Genomic DNA, 14,986 nt, shown 5'->3' with positions numbered 1-14,986 from the left:
TTGGGGCTGGCAATGGCCGCAGATTGGGCGATACTGGGCAACGACATCTGCCCCGTCTCTCTGTACACCGTGATCAAGCCTTGCAAGTCCGACAACGAAGCCGCGCGTCTGCGTGCCCTACACGCCCTGAATATCCTGGATACCGAGCCGGAAGCCGCTTACGAGGATCTCGTCGGCATTGCCGCCAGCCTCTGCGATACCCCTTCGGCGCTGATCTCGTTGGTGGACGAGGAGCGTCAATGGCTGAAATCGCAGCGGAATGTCAATCTGTTGAGTACATCACGCGACGAATCGTTCTGCGGACATACCATTCTGTTGCCACAGCAGGTCATGATCGTTCCCGATGCCGCCGAGGATCCGCGTTTCAAGTTCAACCGGTTGGTGACCGAGGGCGGTGTCCGTTTCTATGCCGGCGCCCCGCTGTTGACCAGCGAGGGCTTGGCGGTCGGCACGTTGTGCGTGCTGGATAACCGCCCGCGCACGTTGGATTTGAGCCAGGTGGCGGCGCTACAGGCGCTGTCGCGGCAGGTGATGCAGTTGATCGAGCTGCGCCGCACCAGCCATGCGCTGTCGCTGCAACTGCGCGAGCGCGAGTGGTACGAACAGCAGTTGTTGCGATACCAATCGTCGCTGGAGACGCTCAATGCCGACCTGCTCGAACAGGCGCGTACCGATCCGCTCACGGGTTTGCTCAACCGACGCGCCTACGCCACCGCATTGATGGTCGAGGTCGAGTCGGCGCAAGTGAATGCCGCAGCGCTCAGTGTGGCCATTCTGGATCTGGATTACTTCAAGAGCATCAACGATCTGCATGGTCACGACAAGGGCGACGAGGTGCTGTTGGCGTTGGCGCAGATGCTGCGCGTGCATGCGCCGCCTGACTGCCTCGTGGCGCGCTACGGTGGCGAGGAGTTCGCGATCCTGTTGCCGTGGATGCAAACGGAACAGGCGGTGCACACATGCGAAATGCTGCGCGAGGAAACGGGTCTGCTACGTCTCGGCGTGCCGCTCACCGCAAGTATCGGTGTGGCCACCTTGCGCGCCCCGGAGAGCGCCGAGCAGTTGCTCAAACGGGCCGATCAAGCGTTGTATCAAGCCAAGCGCGCCGGCCGCGATTGCGTGTGTCTCGCCGAATGAACGCCGGGGTGGGGCTCAGTCCAGCGCGTTCTTCGCTTCGCTGGTGGCTAGCAATTCGGGATGTTGCACCCGTCTGGTACGGGTCAGCAGCGGGTGCAGGAACACGGTACCCAGGATCACCGTCACGCCCAGGTAGAACAGCTCTGTGAGTTGTTTTTGTTCGTCCAGCAGCACGATCGCAAAGAGGATCGCGTAGACCGGTTCCAGGTTGGTGATTAACTGCACCGCGTAGGCGCTGAGTCGGCGCAGTGCCACCAGCGCCAGCGCGAACGGCAACAGCGTGCATAGCAGCGCCAGCGCCAGCAGCAACAAGGTGTCGTGCAGGCTCGGCAGCAATAGCAGCGGCCCGCTCAATGCCGGTAGTACCAACGGCAGTAGCGGTGCCAGCACGGTCAGGGTGAGAGCGCCTGCGCCCAATTCCACTGCGGTGACCGTGAGCGGATCGGCATGGTCGACCAGGCGCTTGTTGAGCGAACCGAAGGCTGCCACCAAAAGGGCCGATGTCGCGCCTACCACGACCCCGGCACGCATCCCATGCGGCACACCGCCGACCACCAGTGCCACTCCCGGCAGCATCGCCAGGCCGACCACCAGTTCGCTGGGGCGGAACGGACGCCTGGCCACCCACGGCTCGATCACTGCGGTGAACACCGGCGCCAGCGCGATGCAGGTCGCCGCGACCGAGGCATTGGCTAGTTTGATCGCGCCGTAGAAGGTCAGCCAGTGCAGGCCAACCAGGATGCCAACCACGGCGTAGCCCAGCGCCAGCTTTGCGCTCAGCGCGGCCAGCCCACGCCATACACGTGGCACCAACGCCAATGCCACCACGACAATCAGCATCCGCCACCACACCAGCGGCAGCGCGGGCAGGGTGATCAATTTGCCGAGGATTGCGGTCATGCCCCAGAGCAACACGCACAAATGAATTTGCAACTGGGCTTTGCTGGTGGGGTGCGCGGACATCCCGCTATTGTCGCGTAAAGCGTTGCATCGGCGCTGTGGTTGGCTGGCTTGGGTCAGTGGCTGGTGTCCTGCTCGGTAGGCGTCGGTGCGATCCTGCGCGCGTAAAGCGCAGTGAGCGGCGGTACCAGCAGCGAAGTCACGATCACCGAGGTCGCCACCAGGACGGTGGCAGCCGGGGCCGTCGCCTGGAATTGCGGGGCCATTGCCGCGATCAACGCCGGTGTGGCCACGGCGGCGCCGGCGGTCCCGGAGGCGGCGATGCCGGCGCTGCCGCTGCCACCGCCCAACAGGCGGTCGGCCAGCAGCAGCGGGATGCCGGTGACGACGACGACCAGCAGGCCGAGCAGGATCCCCGCCGGACCACCTTCGACGATGGCATGCAGATCTAACGTATTGCCTAGGGCGAAGGCGAAGAACGGAATCAGCGCCGGCACCGCGCGACTGAACAGCGTGCGCAGTTGCGGATCCAGATTGCCCAGTCCGAAACCCACCAGCAGTGGCAGCACCGCGCCTAGCAGCAAGCGCGGTTCGAACGTGGCGATGCCGGCGCTGCCCAGGATGAGCATGGTGACCAGCGGTCCCGACTCCAGCGACATCAACACCACCGCGCCAGCTTCGCCGGGGGCGCCGTACTGTTGCATGACCGAGGCGAACAAGCCGCCGTTGGTCATGTCCATTGCTGCGACCAGGGCTAGCACCGATAGGCCCTTCCACAAGCCCGCCTCGATCCCGTCCGGCGGCAGCAGATGTGCGCCGACGACCGCCACCAGCCATGCCACCCCGATCTTGGTCAGCAACAGGACCCCGGATTTGCGCAGCACCCGACCGCCAGCGCGCAGCTGGATCGACGCGCCCATGCAGAAAAACCAGACCGCCAGAATCGGCACGATGCCCGTGACCAACCCCTGGGTGAATCCGCCGAACCATGTGCCCACCTGCGGCCATACGCTATGCAGGGTTGCGCCAAGGAACAAGGGGATGAGCATCATGCCGCCGGGAATGCGTTCTACGGTCTGCTTGATCTGCATTGCGTGGGTCCAGTGGAAAAGTGAGGGGGAAGCCGCCACCGCGTCGGGTGTCGCGATCACCGCGTCGCGATTATTTGAGCGTTTTACCGCATCGTCGCGACGTGTGGATGGCACCGGCAGGAGGTTGTCCGCACGCGTTCAGCCCGGCGCGGGCGAATCGGTCAGCTGCCGAACCGATGTTGTGCTGCGGTTCGCGTCCACGATGCGGGTGACTTCACTCTCTGGTGCTGCCCTGGTTCCGTGTCCTGGCCTACACTGCGTTGTGTATCTGTTGCGGGAGGGGCTGTTGATGCGTCCGCGACCATGTGTGGGTTCCCTTCAGGAGCGATGGATTTGAAAAGTATGTCGATGGGCTGCGGCCTGCTGTTGGCGATGAGTGTTACCGCCCAGGCGCAGGCCCCCGCACTGCCGCCGTCGTTGCAGGATCTGGATGCGCGCGTGGAGCGTGTCCGCAAACAGTTCGACGTGCCTGGTATTGCCATCGCCATCGTCAAGGACGGGCAGGTGGTGCTGGAGCGCGGCTACGGTGTGCGTGAATTGGGTAAGCCTGAGCCTGTGGATGCGCACACCCTATTTGCGATCGCCTCCAATACCAAGGCGTTTACCGCTGCGTCACTGTCGATCTTGGCCGATGAGGGCAAGCTGAGTCTCGACGATCGCGTCATCGAGCATTTGCCCTGGTTCCAGATGTCCGATCCCTACGTGACGCGCGAGATGCGTGCGCGCGATCTGCTCGCGCACCGGAGCGGATTGAGCCTGGGCGCTGGCGATCTGCTGTTTTGGCCCGCCACCAGCTACAGCAACGAGGAGGTGGTGCGACGGTTGGCACATGTGCCGCTGAAAGGCGGTTTCCGCGACCGCTACGCCTACGACAATATTCTGTATGCCGTGGCGCAGAAGTTGATCGAACAGGTCTCCGGGCAGAGCTACGCCGCGTTCGTGCATCAGCGCATCTTCGTGCCTGTGGGCATGCAGGGCGCACGCATCAATAGCGACCACTTACAGCCTGGCGATCAGGCGGCAGTCGGTCATGCCAAGTTCGACTTTCGCCAGTTGCGCACGGTGGCGCCGTTGACCTGGTCCAATAATTCCGGTGCTGGCGGCATCTATGCCAATGTGCACGACATGGCCAAGTGGATGCTGGTGCAACTCGATGGCGGTCGCTTGCCCTCGGTCGACGGGCAGGAACGGCGCTTGTTCAGTGCGCAGCGCCAGCAGGAGATGTGGCAGGTCATCACTCCGATAGCGATATCCGAGCCGAGCGTTCCGGAATTGTTGCCGGCCAAGCCGAACTTCGCCGGCTATGGCGAGGGTTGGAGCCTGAGCGACTACCGTGGCTCCAAGCTGGTCTGGCATACCGGTGGCTGGCCAGGCATGGTGTCGCGGCTGACGCTGGTGCCCGAGCGCAAGCTCGGTGTGATCGTGCTGACCAATCAAGAGGTCGGGGCTGCCTTCAATGCGATCACGCTGCAAGTGCTCGATGCCTACCTCGGCGCGCCAGCGAACGATTGGACTGCGGCGTATGCCGCGGCGGTGGCCAAGGCCAACACCAATGCCGACGCGGACTGGGCCAAGCATGTGGCCGCACGCGATGCCAAGTCCAAACCCTCGCTGCCATTGGTCGGTTATGCCGGCACTTACCGTGATCCCTGGTACGGCGAGGTGATGGTGCGCCTAAATGGTAAAGGGTTGGAATTGCGTTTCAGCAAGACCGCACAGTTGGTCGGCAGCCTGGAGCATTGGCAGCACGATACCTTCATCGTGCGCTGGCGCGATCGCTCGCTCAACGCCGATGCTTTCCTGACCTTCGCTCTTAATGCAGACGGCAAGGTGCGCGAGGCGCGCATGCAGGCAATTTCGCCGTTGACCGATTTCAGCTTCGATTTCCAGGATTTGGTGTTGACCCCGGTGCAGTGAGTGTGGGTTTCGGGATGTTCGCAAATCCGGTGCGGCTGCGCGTTGGTTGCAGCCGCTGCATGCTCCCGATGGTCAGTGGCTGATCAATCGCAAGCGCGCTTTGCGCGCTCGCAGGCCGGTACGGGCCTGATTGCGCCGGGCTAGGCATGCTTACAGCGACAGGCGTACGGTCGGTATGTGCCGTGTCTGCGTTTGTGGCGAGGCCATTAACGTGGCCACCGGTTCTGGTAGTAATTCGGTCAGCGCCGGAATATCGGCCTCGCCGGCCAGTACCTGCGCGCGCAATGCTTCCGTCAATTCGCCGCCGGCTTCGTTGCTATGGCACGACAGGGCGAACAGTGTAGGGTGTCCGGCCTGCATGCGTAGTGGTGCGAACTGGTGCCAGGTGCCGCCTCCGAAGCGCACCGTGAACAAACAGTCACCAGGCAATTCGACATGGCGCAAGGCAGTCAGGAAATGCGCTGGGTCTTGTGCGATCTGCATCGGCGATGCGGTGCTGAACCGCAACAGCGTGCCACCGCTGCCGGTGATCGCAGTGAACATGCGGTGCCCGGTGTGGCGGTGGAACGGATGTCCGGTATTGCCGACCACGAAGGAGAACAGTGCGGTCGATTCGCCATTGGCGAAATCCGTGCTGGCCAGACGTGCCGATGGTTCGTCCAGTTCATCGCGGAACTGCGGATGTGTGCTCTGGCGTGCGGATGTCTGAGCGATCAGTCGATCGCCGGCACCAGCGCCGAGTTGGGCGATCAGGATGACTTCCACAGGTAATCCGCCGCTGTAGGAGGGGAGGTGGACAGAGGGGAAACCGGCTTGCACGGCAGGGTGTTCGCGGAGTGGGACTGCGGTGGGCATTAGCGGAGTCCTGTTGTGTTGTCGTGGCGGAGGAAACGCTACATGGATTTTCTGACCTAATGATGCGGCGCCTTCGCGCCGAGCATGCCTGCATTGGGACGTATTTCTAATACGATGCCGCGAGCGTGTCTAACAAGCTGAGCGTGTCTAACAAATCATCCGATGTGAAGCGGTGACACGACAGCGGTTGGTCACAGCGTTTTCCTGCCACCATGGTCGTTGCTTGCAGTGTCGATGCGTTTTGCGAGATTCTCGACGCGCTCATTGATCGATGGATTGATGCAGTGCATGCGTTGCAGTTTTGTCAAACAGCTGCGGTCGGCACCGAACGCAGGCGTTAGAAGCGATCGTGGTTGTGTATGGTCATGCACGCGACGCCATGATGCGTCTGTCTGACCCGATGCGCCGCGGCGCGGCGTCGGTCTGAGTGTCTGGTGCAATACGTGCAATAGCACCAGTGGATCGTCACGCAGAGCGCGAACTAGCCTGACATTACTACGGTGGCGTACGTACCGGTAGCGGCACGTTGCACAAGTCGATATGCCCGGCTGGGCGCTTGTAGAAATTGTCATGACGGTTGCGCCGTGCTTCGACCACGTCGCGGAACGTTTGGGTATCGGTACGCAGTAACTGCAGCGCAGTGCGCTCGGCCGCCGGCACGTCGCTGGCGAGACGGATCGCGCGGATGGGGGTGCGTTGTTCGGGATTCTCGTAAAAGCCCATCGGGTCCGGGCCGCGCCGGATGACGCTGAGCAGTTCCATGCCCTTGACTACGCGACCGACCACGGTGATGTTACGGTCCAGTTGTCGCGGCGACTGCCCGGTGACCACATACAGTTCTGCGCCGATGCTGCTGTCCTCGTCGTTGCTGCGGCCGGCGCCGAGGGTGCCGTAGCAATGCGCCAGCCATGCGGTGCCGGCTTTGGGATCGCGTGCGACGGGGAAGCCGTCGACGAAGCCGACTTGCGGCGCCCAGCCGTCGCGATCGGGTAGCGGCTGGAACGCCAGCCCGGCGGCTGGGCGCTGAAATTCGGCGGGGAGGTGGGTCTTGGCGCTGCCCAGCGACTTGGCCTTGCCGACGCTGTCGGCATCGGGGTCGCCGAACTGCACCACGAAATTGTCCTGCGATCGGTAGATGCTCAGCCCGTCCCAGAAGTGCTCGTGGGCGAGTGTGCGGATATTGCCGACGTGCTGCGGCGCAAACGCGGGGGCGAGTTCGATGACGACCCGTCCCTTCTCCAATTCCAAGTAGAGCGTATTGGCTGGGTCCAGGGTGCGCCAATCGCTGGGCTTGGAAGCGTCGAGAATTTCCTGTGGACTACGGTATGGTGGTTTCTTGGCTTCGGCCGCTGCTGCGTTGCTCAACGTGGTTGAGCAAAACAGCGCGAGGATGAGCAGAGGCGAGCGCAGCGACATGGGGGATGTCCGGTCGGAGGTCGTTCGATTTTCACCGAAGCGCCGGGCGCTGCCAATGCGTTGGCGACGCGGCGGGTTTCGCCGCGTCAGTGCCGGTCCCTCATGCCACGGCGGCGTTCAGCGCGTCTTGCCGTTGCCGCGGTGCTTGAGTGGGGTGACGTTGCCGGCGGGTACCTTGGCGGCAACGGCATTGGCGGCGATGAAGGTGCGGACCTGCGGATAGACGATCTCGCGCCAGCGGCGGCCGCTGAAGATGCCGTAATGGCCGGCGCCTTTCACTTCCAGATGCTGGCGGCGCTGCGCGGCGATGCCGGTGCACAGGTCGTGTACCGCCGCGGTCTGGCCAAGGCCGGAAATGTCGTCCAGTTCGCCTTCGATACTGAGCAGTGCGGTGTCGCGAATCGCGGATGGATCGACGCGCTCGTCGCGGACCGCCCATTCCCCGCGCGGCAGCAGGAACTCCTGGAACACGACCCGGATCGTGTCCAGGTAGTAGGTGGCCGGCATGTCCAGCACCGCGTTGTATTCGTCGTAGAAGCGGCGGTGCGCCTCGGCGTCCTGCAGGTCGCCCTTGATCAGGTTGGCGTAGAAATCCCAGTGCGACATGAAATGCCGGCTCGGGTTCATCGCCAGGAAGCCGATGTGCTGCAGAAAGCCCGGATACACCTGGCGCCCGTGACCGGGATACCCTGACGGGACGCTGTGGATGAGGTTATGTTCGAACCAGGACAGCGAGTTACGTGTCGCCAGGTTGTTGACCTCGGTGGGGCTGTGTCGGGCATCGATCGGCCCGCCCATCATCACCAGCGAGCGCGGCGTGGCTTCGCCGCGCGCGGCCATCAGCGACACCGCCGCCAGTACCGGCACGGTCGGCTGGCATACGCTCATCACGTGCAGCGATGCGGCGCCGATGTGGCGGATAAACTCCTGCACGTAGTCGACATAGTCGTCCAGGCCGAAGTCGCCTTCGCTCTGCGGCACCATGCGCGCATCGATCCAGTCGGTGACGTAGACCTTGTGGTCGCGCAGCAGGGTACGCACGGTATCGCGCAGCAGCGTGGCATGGTGGCCGGACAGCGGCGCCACCACCAGCACCGCGGGTTGCTGCTTGAGTCTGTCCACGATCGTGGTGTCGTCGCTGAAGCGCTTGAAGCGCAGCAGGCGACAGAACGGCTTGTGCAGCACCTCCTGTTCGACGATCGGCAGTGCGTGGCCGTCGACCTCGACATGGTTCAGCGCCCAGGCCGGTTTTTCGTAGTCCTTGCCCAGGCGATGCAGCAGTTCGTTGCTGGCGGCGAGCCGATCGGCTCCCGGCAGCATCGACCACACGCTGTTGGCGTCGGAGAAGATCTTGGCGTTGGCCTCGGCTTGGTGGACCCAAGGTGCGAGCAGGTTGCGGGTCAGTTCGTGCAATTGGTAGAGCATGCCGGTGTCCCCATCCTGAGCATATGCTGCCATGCAGCATAACCCATTGCCGCCGGCCGCACCTTAATGGGTCGCCAGATCCGTCGTCTCCAGCGCCGCCGCATCGCCCGCCAGTGCTGGGCTCAACCAGCAGTGACTGCCCACCGCGCGTAAGCCGACTGCACCGAATTGGCGTCGGTACCAGCGTGCTGCACGTGGCTGGAACTCGGCATGGTCGCCGTCGAAGTCGTCCTGGGCGGTGAACGTCTCCAGGAATGCGAGCCCGCCGCACAGCTCGGCCAGCCCCGGCAGACCTTGGCGTAGTTCGCGGCTGGGCACGTAGTGAAGGACATCCGAACACACCAGCAGGTCCACCGGGGCGCACGGTCGCAGCCAGGCGAAATCGCCGAAGCGCGCCGGGTGCAGGTTGCGCTGGCGGCCATAGCGGGCGACCGCATAGTCGCTGCTGTCGAAACCGAGGTAGTGGAGTTTGGGGCGTCGTTTCAGCAGCGGCGCGCGCCAGGCACCTTCGCCGCAGCCGATGTCGAGTACGCTGCGGATCGGGCGTTCCAGGTAGTACTCGGCCTGCGCGATGGCGAGGGCGACCTTGCGTGCCAGACGCGCGGCATTGCCGATGCCGTCGCGGCGGTACCAGCGCTGGAAGTAGTCGGCGTCGTACTGTTTCTGCATGCGTGTATTGGTCCGTGCGGTCGCGGGACGAATGGGACAAAATGGCACGACATCCTACGCCAGTGGTCTGGAGCCAGCGCATGCAACTCTATCTGTGGATCAAGTCCCTGCATCTGCTGTTCGTGATCGCCTGGATGGCGGCCGTGTTCTATCTGCCGCGCATCCTGGTCAACATCGCCGAGAGCGCGGGCCAGCCGCAGGTGCAGGAGCGGCTGGTACTGATGGGGCGGCGTCTGTACCGTTTCGGCCACAGCATGTTCGGTCTGGCGTTGTTGCTGGGATTGATCCTGTGGCTGGGTGACAAGGTGCTGCCGGATTTCCCGACCATGGTCGTGCCTGACCACAGCGGCTGGTTGCATGCCAAGCTGGGTCTGGTGGCGCTGATGCTGGCCTACTACGTGTTCACCGGGCGCTGGCTCAAGCGGGTGGGGCGGCAGGCGCTGCCGTCCTCGCGCGCGCTGCGCCTGTTCAACGAGCTGCCGGTGCTGGTGTTGCTGGTGGTGATCTGGCTGGTGTTGGCCAAGCCGTTTTGAGCAGGCCCGGCGACTAGGCAAATCCTGGCAGTCGATTCTCTCGTGGCATATGCAAGCGCCGATGCGGACACCTGTCGTCCATCATGAAATCCGGTGCTGTGATCGACCGCTGCGCGCGACATGCACGCGGCGGCTCGATTGCAACTAGTGTCGACAGCACATCGGCAAGGGGGAGCGATGCAGCGCAACACTGTGCGTAGGTGAGGGAGGGTCAGGCGGCCTCGTAGGCGCCATAGCTGCGCAGGCGCTCGTAGCGCTTTTGCAGCAGTTGCGCGATTGGCTGCCGTTCCAACGCCTCCAGCTCGTTGAGCAACACCGCTTTCAGGCGCTTGCCCATCTGCATGGGATTGCGATGCGCGCCACCGATCGGTTCGCGGATCACCTTGTCGACCAGGCCGAGCGCGGACAGCCGATTGGCGGTCAGGCCCAGTTGCTCGGCGGCGTCCCTGGCCTTGCTGGCATCCTTCCATAGGATCGAGGCGCAGCCTTCCGGCGAAATCACCGAGTAGGTGCCGTACTGCAGCATCAAGGTCCGGTCGCCCACACCGATTGCCAGCGCGCCGCCGGAGCCGCCTTCGCCGATCACGGTACAGATCACCGGCACCTTCAATTCGGCCATTTCCAGCAGGTTGCGCGCGATCGCCTCGCTCTGGCCGCGCTCTTCGGCGCCGATGCCCGGGTAGGCGCCCGGGGTGTCGATGAAGGTCAGCAGCGGCAGTTTGAAACGCTCGGCCAGCTTCATCAGGCGCAGCGCCTTGCGGTAGCCTTCTGGGCGCGGCATGCCGAAGTTGCGCGCGATCTTGCTCTTGGTATCGCGTCCCTTTTGGTGACCGATGATGACCACGGAGCGGCCATCGATGCGGCCGATACCGCCGACGATGGCCTTGTCGTCGGAAAACGCGCGGTCGCCTGCCAGTTCCTGGAATTCGTCGCACAGCACGTTGATGTAATCCAGCGTGTACGGGCGCTGCGGATGCCGCGCCAACTGCGAGATCTGCCAGGCCGATAGATCGCGGAAGATCTGCGCGGTGCGTGCCCGGAGTTTGTCCTGTAGCGCCTCCACTTCGGTGTCGACGTTGACCGCCGTGCCGGTGCTGGCGCTACGCAGTTCCTGGATCTTGGCTTCCAGATCGGCAATGGGTTGCTCGAAGTCGAGGTAGTTCGGGTTCATTGGAAGCGGTGGTGAGCGTGATGTGCGCAGTTTAGCCGAATGCCGGGGATCACCCCGTACGCGGCCGTTCGGTGGCGTGGTTGGGCGGAGGTCAGTGTCATTGGCCGGTGCATGCGAAGCGACAATAGAGGCACCGTGGTAGCGGCCTCGCGGATCAGTTCGCCCACGGCGGCGTGTATTTGACTTTCACCGCGCGCACCGCCGGATCGCCGCGCAGCGCGTCCAGCAGGTGCGGATCCACGCGCACCGAATGATTGCCGTTGAGGTCGAGCATGCCGGCCACGCTGCCTTGCGCGGATTGCAGTAACAGGTCCAGACGCAGTGGCGTCTTGCCCGGGCGGTGGCGGGCGAGCAAGCCGTCGATGCGCGGCCAGGCGCTGCGTTGGCGCAAATCCAGCCGCAAGGACAGCCGCTGCGCGTGGTGGGTGCAGATTTGTTCGTAGTCCCAGCATTGGCGGATGCGCATGGCATAGCCGCCGTTGAATTCGTCCTCGCGCACGCCGCCCTTGACGATCAGCAGACGGTCGCGGGTGAGCAGGTGGCCGAACTCGGCGAGGGCATCGGAGAACGCGCTGCATTCGATGCGACCGCGGCCGTCCTCCAGTTGCACGAACACCTGGCTGTCGCCCTTGCGGCGCACGCCGACCACCAGGCCGGCCAGAATTGCGCTGACTTCCGGACGCCAAGCGCGCTTTTCGCCATCGCCCTCGCCACTGCGTCCGCGTCCACCGTTGGATTGCGCGCAGATTTTTTCCAGTGCTCCGAGGTCGCAGCCGACCAGTTCGCGGACTTCCTCGCGGTACGGATCGAACGGATGCCCGCTGAGGTAAAAGCCGAGCGTCTCGCGCTCGCCGGCCAGCAACTGGCCGAGCGGCCATTCCTTGCTTTCCGGCAGGTTCAAGTGCAGCGCCGGTGCGCTGGTGTCGGCGTTGCCGAACAGTGAGTTCTGCCCGGAGGCGCGCTCGCGCGCCATCTGCTCGGTGGCCTTCATCACCTCCGGCAGTTGCAGCATCAGCGTGGCGCGGTTGCTGTCCAGCCCGTCCATCGCGCCTGCGTGGATCAGTGCTTCCAGCGTGCGCTTGTTGAGCTTGGCCGATTCCACACGTGTGCAGAAATCCATCAGCGAGATGTAGGCGCCGCCGCGCTCGCGTTCGGCCACGATCGCCTCGCAGGCGCCGCGACCCACGCCCTTGATCGCGCCCAGGCCGTACTGGATGGTGTCGGGTGTGGCCGCTTCGAACATGTAGGCCGAGGCGTTGATCCGCGGGGGCCGCACGGTCAGTCCGAGGTTGCGGACTTCGTCGAGGAAGCCCACGACCTTGTCGGTGTTGTCCATGTCCGAGGACAGGGTCGCGGCCATGAATTCGGCTGGATAGTGGCGTTTCAGCCAAGCGGTCTGATAGCTGACCAGTGCGTAGGCGGCGGCGTGCGATTTGTTGAAACCGTAGCCGGCGAATTTCTCCATCAGGTCGAAGATTTCGTCGGCCTTGGCCTCGCCGACACCGCCCTTGGCCGCGCCTTCGCGGAAGATTTCGCGATGTTTGGCCATCTCGGCCGGCACCTTCTTGCCCATCGCGCGGCGTAGCAGGTCCGCGCCACCCAGCGAGTAGCCGCCGACGATCTGCGCCATTTGCATGACCTGCTCCTGGTACACCATGATGCCGTAGGTGTCTTTCAGGATGGCTTCGGTGCGTGGATCGGGGTAAAGGATCGCCTGCTGGCCGTGTTTGCGCGCGTTGAAATCCGGGATCAGGTCCATCGGGCCGGGGCGGTACAGCGATACCAGCGCGATCAGATCCTCGAAGCGGTCCGGCTTAGCGTCCTTGAGCAGGCGGCGCATGCCCGAGGATTCGAACTGGAACACCGCGCCGGTGCTGCCCGAGGCGAAGATGTCTTTGTAGGTCGGCACATCGTCGAGCGGAATCGCGGTGATCTCCACCGCCGGGATGCCGGCGCGTGCGTGGCGCACGTTGATCGCTTTCACCGCCCAGTCGATGATGGTCAGCGTGCGCAGGCCGAGGAAGTCGAACTTGACCAGGCCGACCTGCTCGACATCGTCCTTGTCGAACTGGGTGACGGGATTCTTGCCCAGGTGATCGACGTCGTGTTCGGCGAACAGCGGGCAGAAGTCCGACAGCGGTGTCGGTGCGATCACCACGCCGCCGGCATGCTTGCCGGCGTTGCGGGTGAGGTCTTCGAGTTGTCGCGCCAGATCGATCAGGTCGCGGACGTCTTCCTCGCTCTGGTAGCGCTGGATCAATTCCGGCGCGGCCATTTCGCTGTCCTTGCCTTCGCCCATCGCATCCTTGAGGGTGATGCCGAGGATGTTGGGGATCAGCTTGGCCACCCCATCGACCAGACCATAAGGGAAGCCGAGCACGCGGCCGCAGTCGCGCACCACCGCCTTCGCCGCCATGGTGCCGTAGGTGATGATCTGGCTGACCCGGTCGCGCCCATATTTGCGCGCCACGTAGTCGATTACCTCGTCGCGGCGGTCCATGCAGAAGTCGATGTCGAAGTCGGGCATCGACACGCGTTCGGGGTTGAGGAAGCGCTCGAACAGCAGGTTGTACGGCAGTGGGTCCAGGTCGGTGATCTGCAACGCCCAGGCCACCAGCGAACCGGCGCCGGAACCGCGGCCCGGGCCGATCGGAATACCCTGCTGCTTGCCCCATTGGATGAAGTCGGCCACGATCAGGAAGTAGCCGGGAAAGCCCATCTTGATGATGGTGTCCAACTCGAATTCGAGCCGCTCCACGTAGTCCTGGCGGGTCTTGCCGGGGGCCAGTGGATGTTTCTCCAGGCGTGCGGCCAGGCCGTCGCGGGATTGGCTGCGGATCCAGCTGTCCAGGGTCTCGTCGTCGGGCACCGGGTAGGCGGGCAGGAAGTAGGTGCCCAACTGCATCTGGAGGTTGCAGCGTTGCGCCAGTGCCAGGGTGTTGTCGAGCGCGTCGGGAATGTCGGCGAACAACGCGGCCATCTCCTCGGCCGATTTGAGGTACTGCTGATCGCTGTACTCGCGTGGACGCTTGGGGTCGTCGAGCACGCGGCCGGAGGAGATGCACACGCGCGCTTCGTGCGCGGCGAAATCGCTGGCGTACAGGAAGCGCACGTCGTTGCTGGCCACCACGGGCAGGCCGCGCATGCCGGCGGCATGCAGGGCGAACTGGTTGAACGCTTCCTCGCCATCGCGGCCGGTGCGGGTCAGTTCCAAGTGCAGGCCGTCGCCGAAGATGCGTTGCCAGTCGGCCAGTTGCTGTTCGGCCAGATCGTGGCGACCTTCGCTGGCCAGGCGCCCGGCCAGGCTGTTGCGCCCGGCTAGCGCGAACAGGTTATCGCTGCCGCTTTGCAGCCATTCTGGGCGCAGTGCCACGCCACCTTCGCTGCGATGGCCTTCCAGCCAGGCACGGGTCAGTAGTCGCGACAGGCTCAGGTAGCCGTCGCGGTTGCGACACAGCACGGTCAGCCGCCATGGCGCCTGGCTGCCGTCGGCGATCAGCAGGTCGGCGCCGGCGATCGGCTTGATGCCCACGCCCTCGGCGGCTTTGTAGAACTTGACCAGCGCGAACAGGTTGTTGAGATCGGTGACCGCCAGCGCAGGCAGATCGAGTTCCACCGCGCGGCTGAGCAGATTGGCTTGCTTGGCTTTCTTCGGGTCGGCCTGATCCGGTTTCTCGGGCACACGGATGGTCGAATCCGCCAGCGAGAACTCGGTGTGGATGTGCAGGTGAGCGAAACGGGAAGTGGACATGCGGAACCAGAGCGATGCCCATGCAGGGTAGCGGCGGGGGCGGGAGGGGGCAAGGCTTGACAGGGCAAGCGCCGGGATTCGGGACAGGTCTCACGCGGGCGTCGATCATCTCCCGTTGCGG

Annotated in this window: 10 protein-coding genes and 1 pseudogene; 3 read left to right on the top strand and 8 right to left on the bottom strand. The window is 64.1% G+C overall.

Going from position 1 to position 14,986, the window contains the following annotated elements; translation table 11 throughout:
- Positions 1–12 precede the first annotated feature (12 nt).
- On the top strand, positions 13–1,137 hold the full coding sequence (locus tag XaFJ1_RS09915; protein ID WP_012916534.1) for a sensor domain-containing diguanylate cyclase: 1,125 nt from the start codon (positions 13–15) through the stop codon (positions 1,135–1,137).
- A 15-nt stretch (positions 1,138–1,152) separates the two neighbouring features.
- Here XaFJ1_RS09915 and XaFJ1_RS09910 read toward each other — a convergent pair whose 3' ends face one another.
- Positions 1,153–2,100, bottom strand: a complete 948-nt coding sequence (locus XaFJ1_RS09910; RefSeq protein WP_012916533.1) for a DMT family transporter — start codon at positions 2,098–2,100, stop codon at positions 1,153–1,155.
- A 53-nt stretch (positions 2,101–2,153) separates the two neighbouring features.
- Positions 2,154–3,128, bottom strand: a complete 975-nt coding sequence (gene kdgT / locus XaFJ1_RS09905) for a 2-keto-3-deoxygluconate transporter (protein ID WP_012916532.1) — start codon at positions 3,126–3,128, stop codon at positions 2,154–2,156.
- Positions 3,129–3,476: 348 nt separating this feature from the next.
- On the opposite strand from kdgT, the gene XaFJ1_RS09900 reads away from it, so the two are divergent.
- The gene (locus tag XaFJ1_RS09900) at positions 3,477–5,045 is read left to right on the top strand and encodes a serine hydrolase (protein ID WP_425509576.1); all 1,569 of its coding nucleotides are present in this window, start codon (positions 3,477–3,479) and stop codon (positions 5,043–5,045) included.
- Positions 5,046–5,198: 153 nt separating this feature from the next.
- On the opposite strand, the pseudogene XaFJ1_RS09895 reads toward XaFJ1_RS09900, so the two are convergent.
- The 4 genes and pseudogenes from XaFJ1_RS09895 to XaFJ1_RS09880 form a co-directional block, all read right to left on the bottom strand.
- Positions 5,199–5,801, bottom strand: a pseudogene (locus XaFJ1_RS09895) (DUF2867 domain-containing protein); the annotation flags it as partial.
- 594 nt (positions 5,802–6,395) lie between these two features.
- Positions 6,396–7,316 (bottom strand): peptidylprolyl isomerase, encoded by a 921-nt coding sequence (locus XaFJ1_RS09890; protein WP_012916529.1) that lies wholly within the window; start codon positions 7,314–7,316, stop codon positions 6,396–6,398.
- 117 nt (positions 7,317–7,433) lie between these two features.
- Positions 7,434–8,741 (bottom strand): polyhydroxyalkanoate depolymerase, encoded by a 1,308-nt coding sequence (locus tag XaFJ1_RS09885; protein WP_045757329.1) that lies wholly within the window; start codon positions 8,739–8,741, stop codon positions 7,434–7,436.
- A 63-nt stretch (positions 8,742–8,804) separates the two neighbouring features.
- A complete protein-coding gene (locus XaFJ1_RS09880) occupies positions 8,805–9,410 on the bottom strand; it encodes a class I SAM-dependent DNA methyltransferase (protein WP_045756926.1) in 606 nt (201 codons plus the stop codon).
- A gap of 80 nt (positions 9,411–9,490) precedes the next feature.
- Between XaFJ1_RS09880 and XaFJ1_RS09875 the strand changes: the two genes are divergently transcribed.
- On the top strand, positions 9,491–9,943 hold the full coding sequence (locus XaFJ1_RS09875; protein ID WP_012916526.1) for a CopD family protein: 453 nt from the start codon (positions 9,491–9,493) through the stop codon (positions 9,941–9,943).
- Positions 9,944–10,154: 211 nt separating this feature from the next.
- Here the strand turns inward: XaFJ1_RS09875 and XaFJ1_RS09870 are convergent, their stop codons facing one another.
- Both XaFJ1_RS09870 and dnaE read right to left on the bottom strand, forming a co-directional pair.
- A complete protein-coding gene (locus XaFJ1_RS09870; RefSeq protein WP_012916525.1) occupies positions 10,155–11,114 on the bottom strand; it encodes an acetyl-CoA carboxylase carboxyltransferase subunit alpha in 960 nt (319 codons plus the stop codon).
- 154 nt (positions 11,115–11,268) lie between these two features.
- Positions 11,269–14,865, bottom strand: a complete 3,597-nt coding sequence (gene dnaE, locus XaFJ1_RS09865) for a DNA polymerase III subunit alpha (protein ID WP_012916524.1) — start codon at positions 14,863–14,865, stop codon at positions 11,269–11,271.
- Between the last annotated feature and the right edge of the window lie 121 nt (positions 14,866–14,986).

Origin of the sequence: Xanthomonas albilineans (assembly GCF_009931595.1) — a bacterium.
Lineage (GTDB): Bacteria > Pseudomonadota > Gammaproteobacteria > Xanthomonadales > Xanthomonadaceae > Xanthomonas_A > Xanthomonas_A albilineans.
Note: the sequence above shows the minus strand (reverse complement) of the source record. Positions and strands in the feature narration are given on the sequence as shown.

What these genes read in the sequence shown, in the direction of transcription:
- XaFJ1_RS09870 (WP_012916525.1), bottom strand. Translation starts at nt 11,114, where the DNA reads ATGAACCCGAACTACCTCGACTTCGAGCAACCCATTGCCGATCTGGAA.
- XaFJ1_RS09880 (WP_045756926.1), bottom strand. Translation starts at nt 9,410, where the DNA reads ATGCAGAAACAGTACGACGCCGACTACTTCCAGCGCTGGTACCGCCGC.
- XaFJ1_RS09890 (WP_012916529.1), bottom strand. Translation starts at nt 7,316, where the DNA reads ATGTCGCTGCGCTCGCCTCTGCTCATCCTCGCGCTGTTTTGCTCAACC.
- XaFJ1_RS09915 (WP_012916534.1), top strand. Translation starts at nt 13, where the DNA reads ATGGCCGCAGATTGGGCGATACTGGGCAACGACATCTGCCCCGTCTCT.
- XaFJ1_RS09910 (WP_012916533.1), bottom strand. Translation starts at nt 2,100, where the DNA reads ATGTCCGCGCACCCCACCAGCAAAGCCCAGTTGCAAATTCATTTGTGC.
- dnaE (WP_012916524.1), bottom strand. Translation starts at nt 14,865, where the DNA reads ATGTCCACTTCCCGTTTCGCTCACCTGCACATCCACACCGAGTTCTCG.
- XaFJ1_RS09900 (WP_425509576.1), top strand. Translation starts at nt 3,477, where the DNA reads ATGGGCTGCGGCCTGCTGTTGGCGATGAGTGTTACCGCCCAGGCGCAG.
- XaFJ1_RS09875 (WP_012916526.1), top strand. Translation starts at nt 9,491, where the DNA reads ATGCAACTCTATCTGTGGATCAAGTCCCTGCATCTGCTGTTCGTGATC.
- XaFJ1_RS09885 (WP_045757329.1), bottom strand. Translation starts at nt 8,741, where the DNA reads ATGCTCTACCAATTGCACGAACTGACCCGCAACCTGCTCGCACCTTGG.
- kdgT (WP_012916532.1), bottom strand. Translation starts at nt 3,128, where the DNA reads ATGCAGATCAAGCAGACCGTAGAACGCATTCCCGGCGGCATGATGCTC.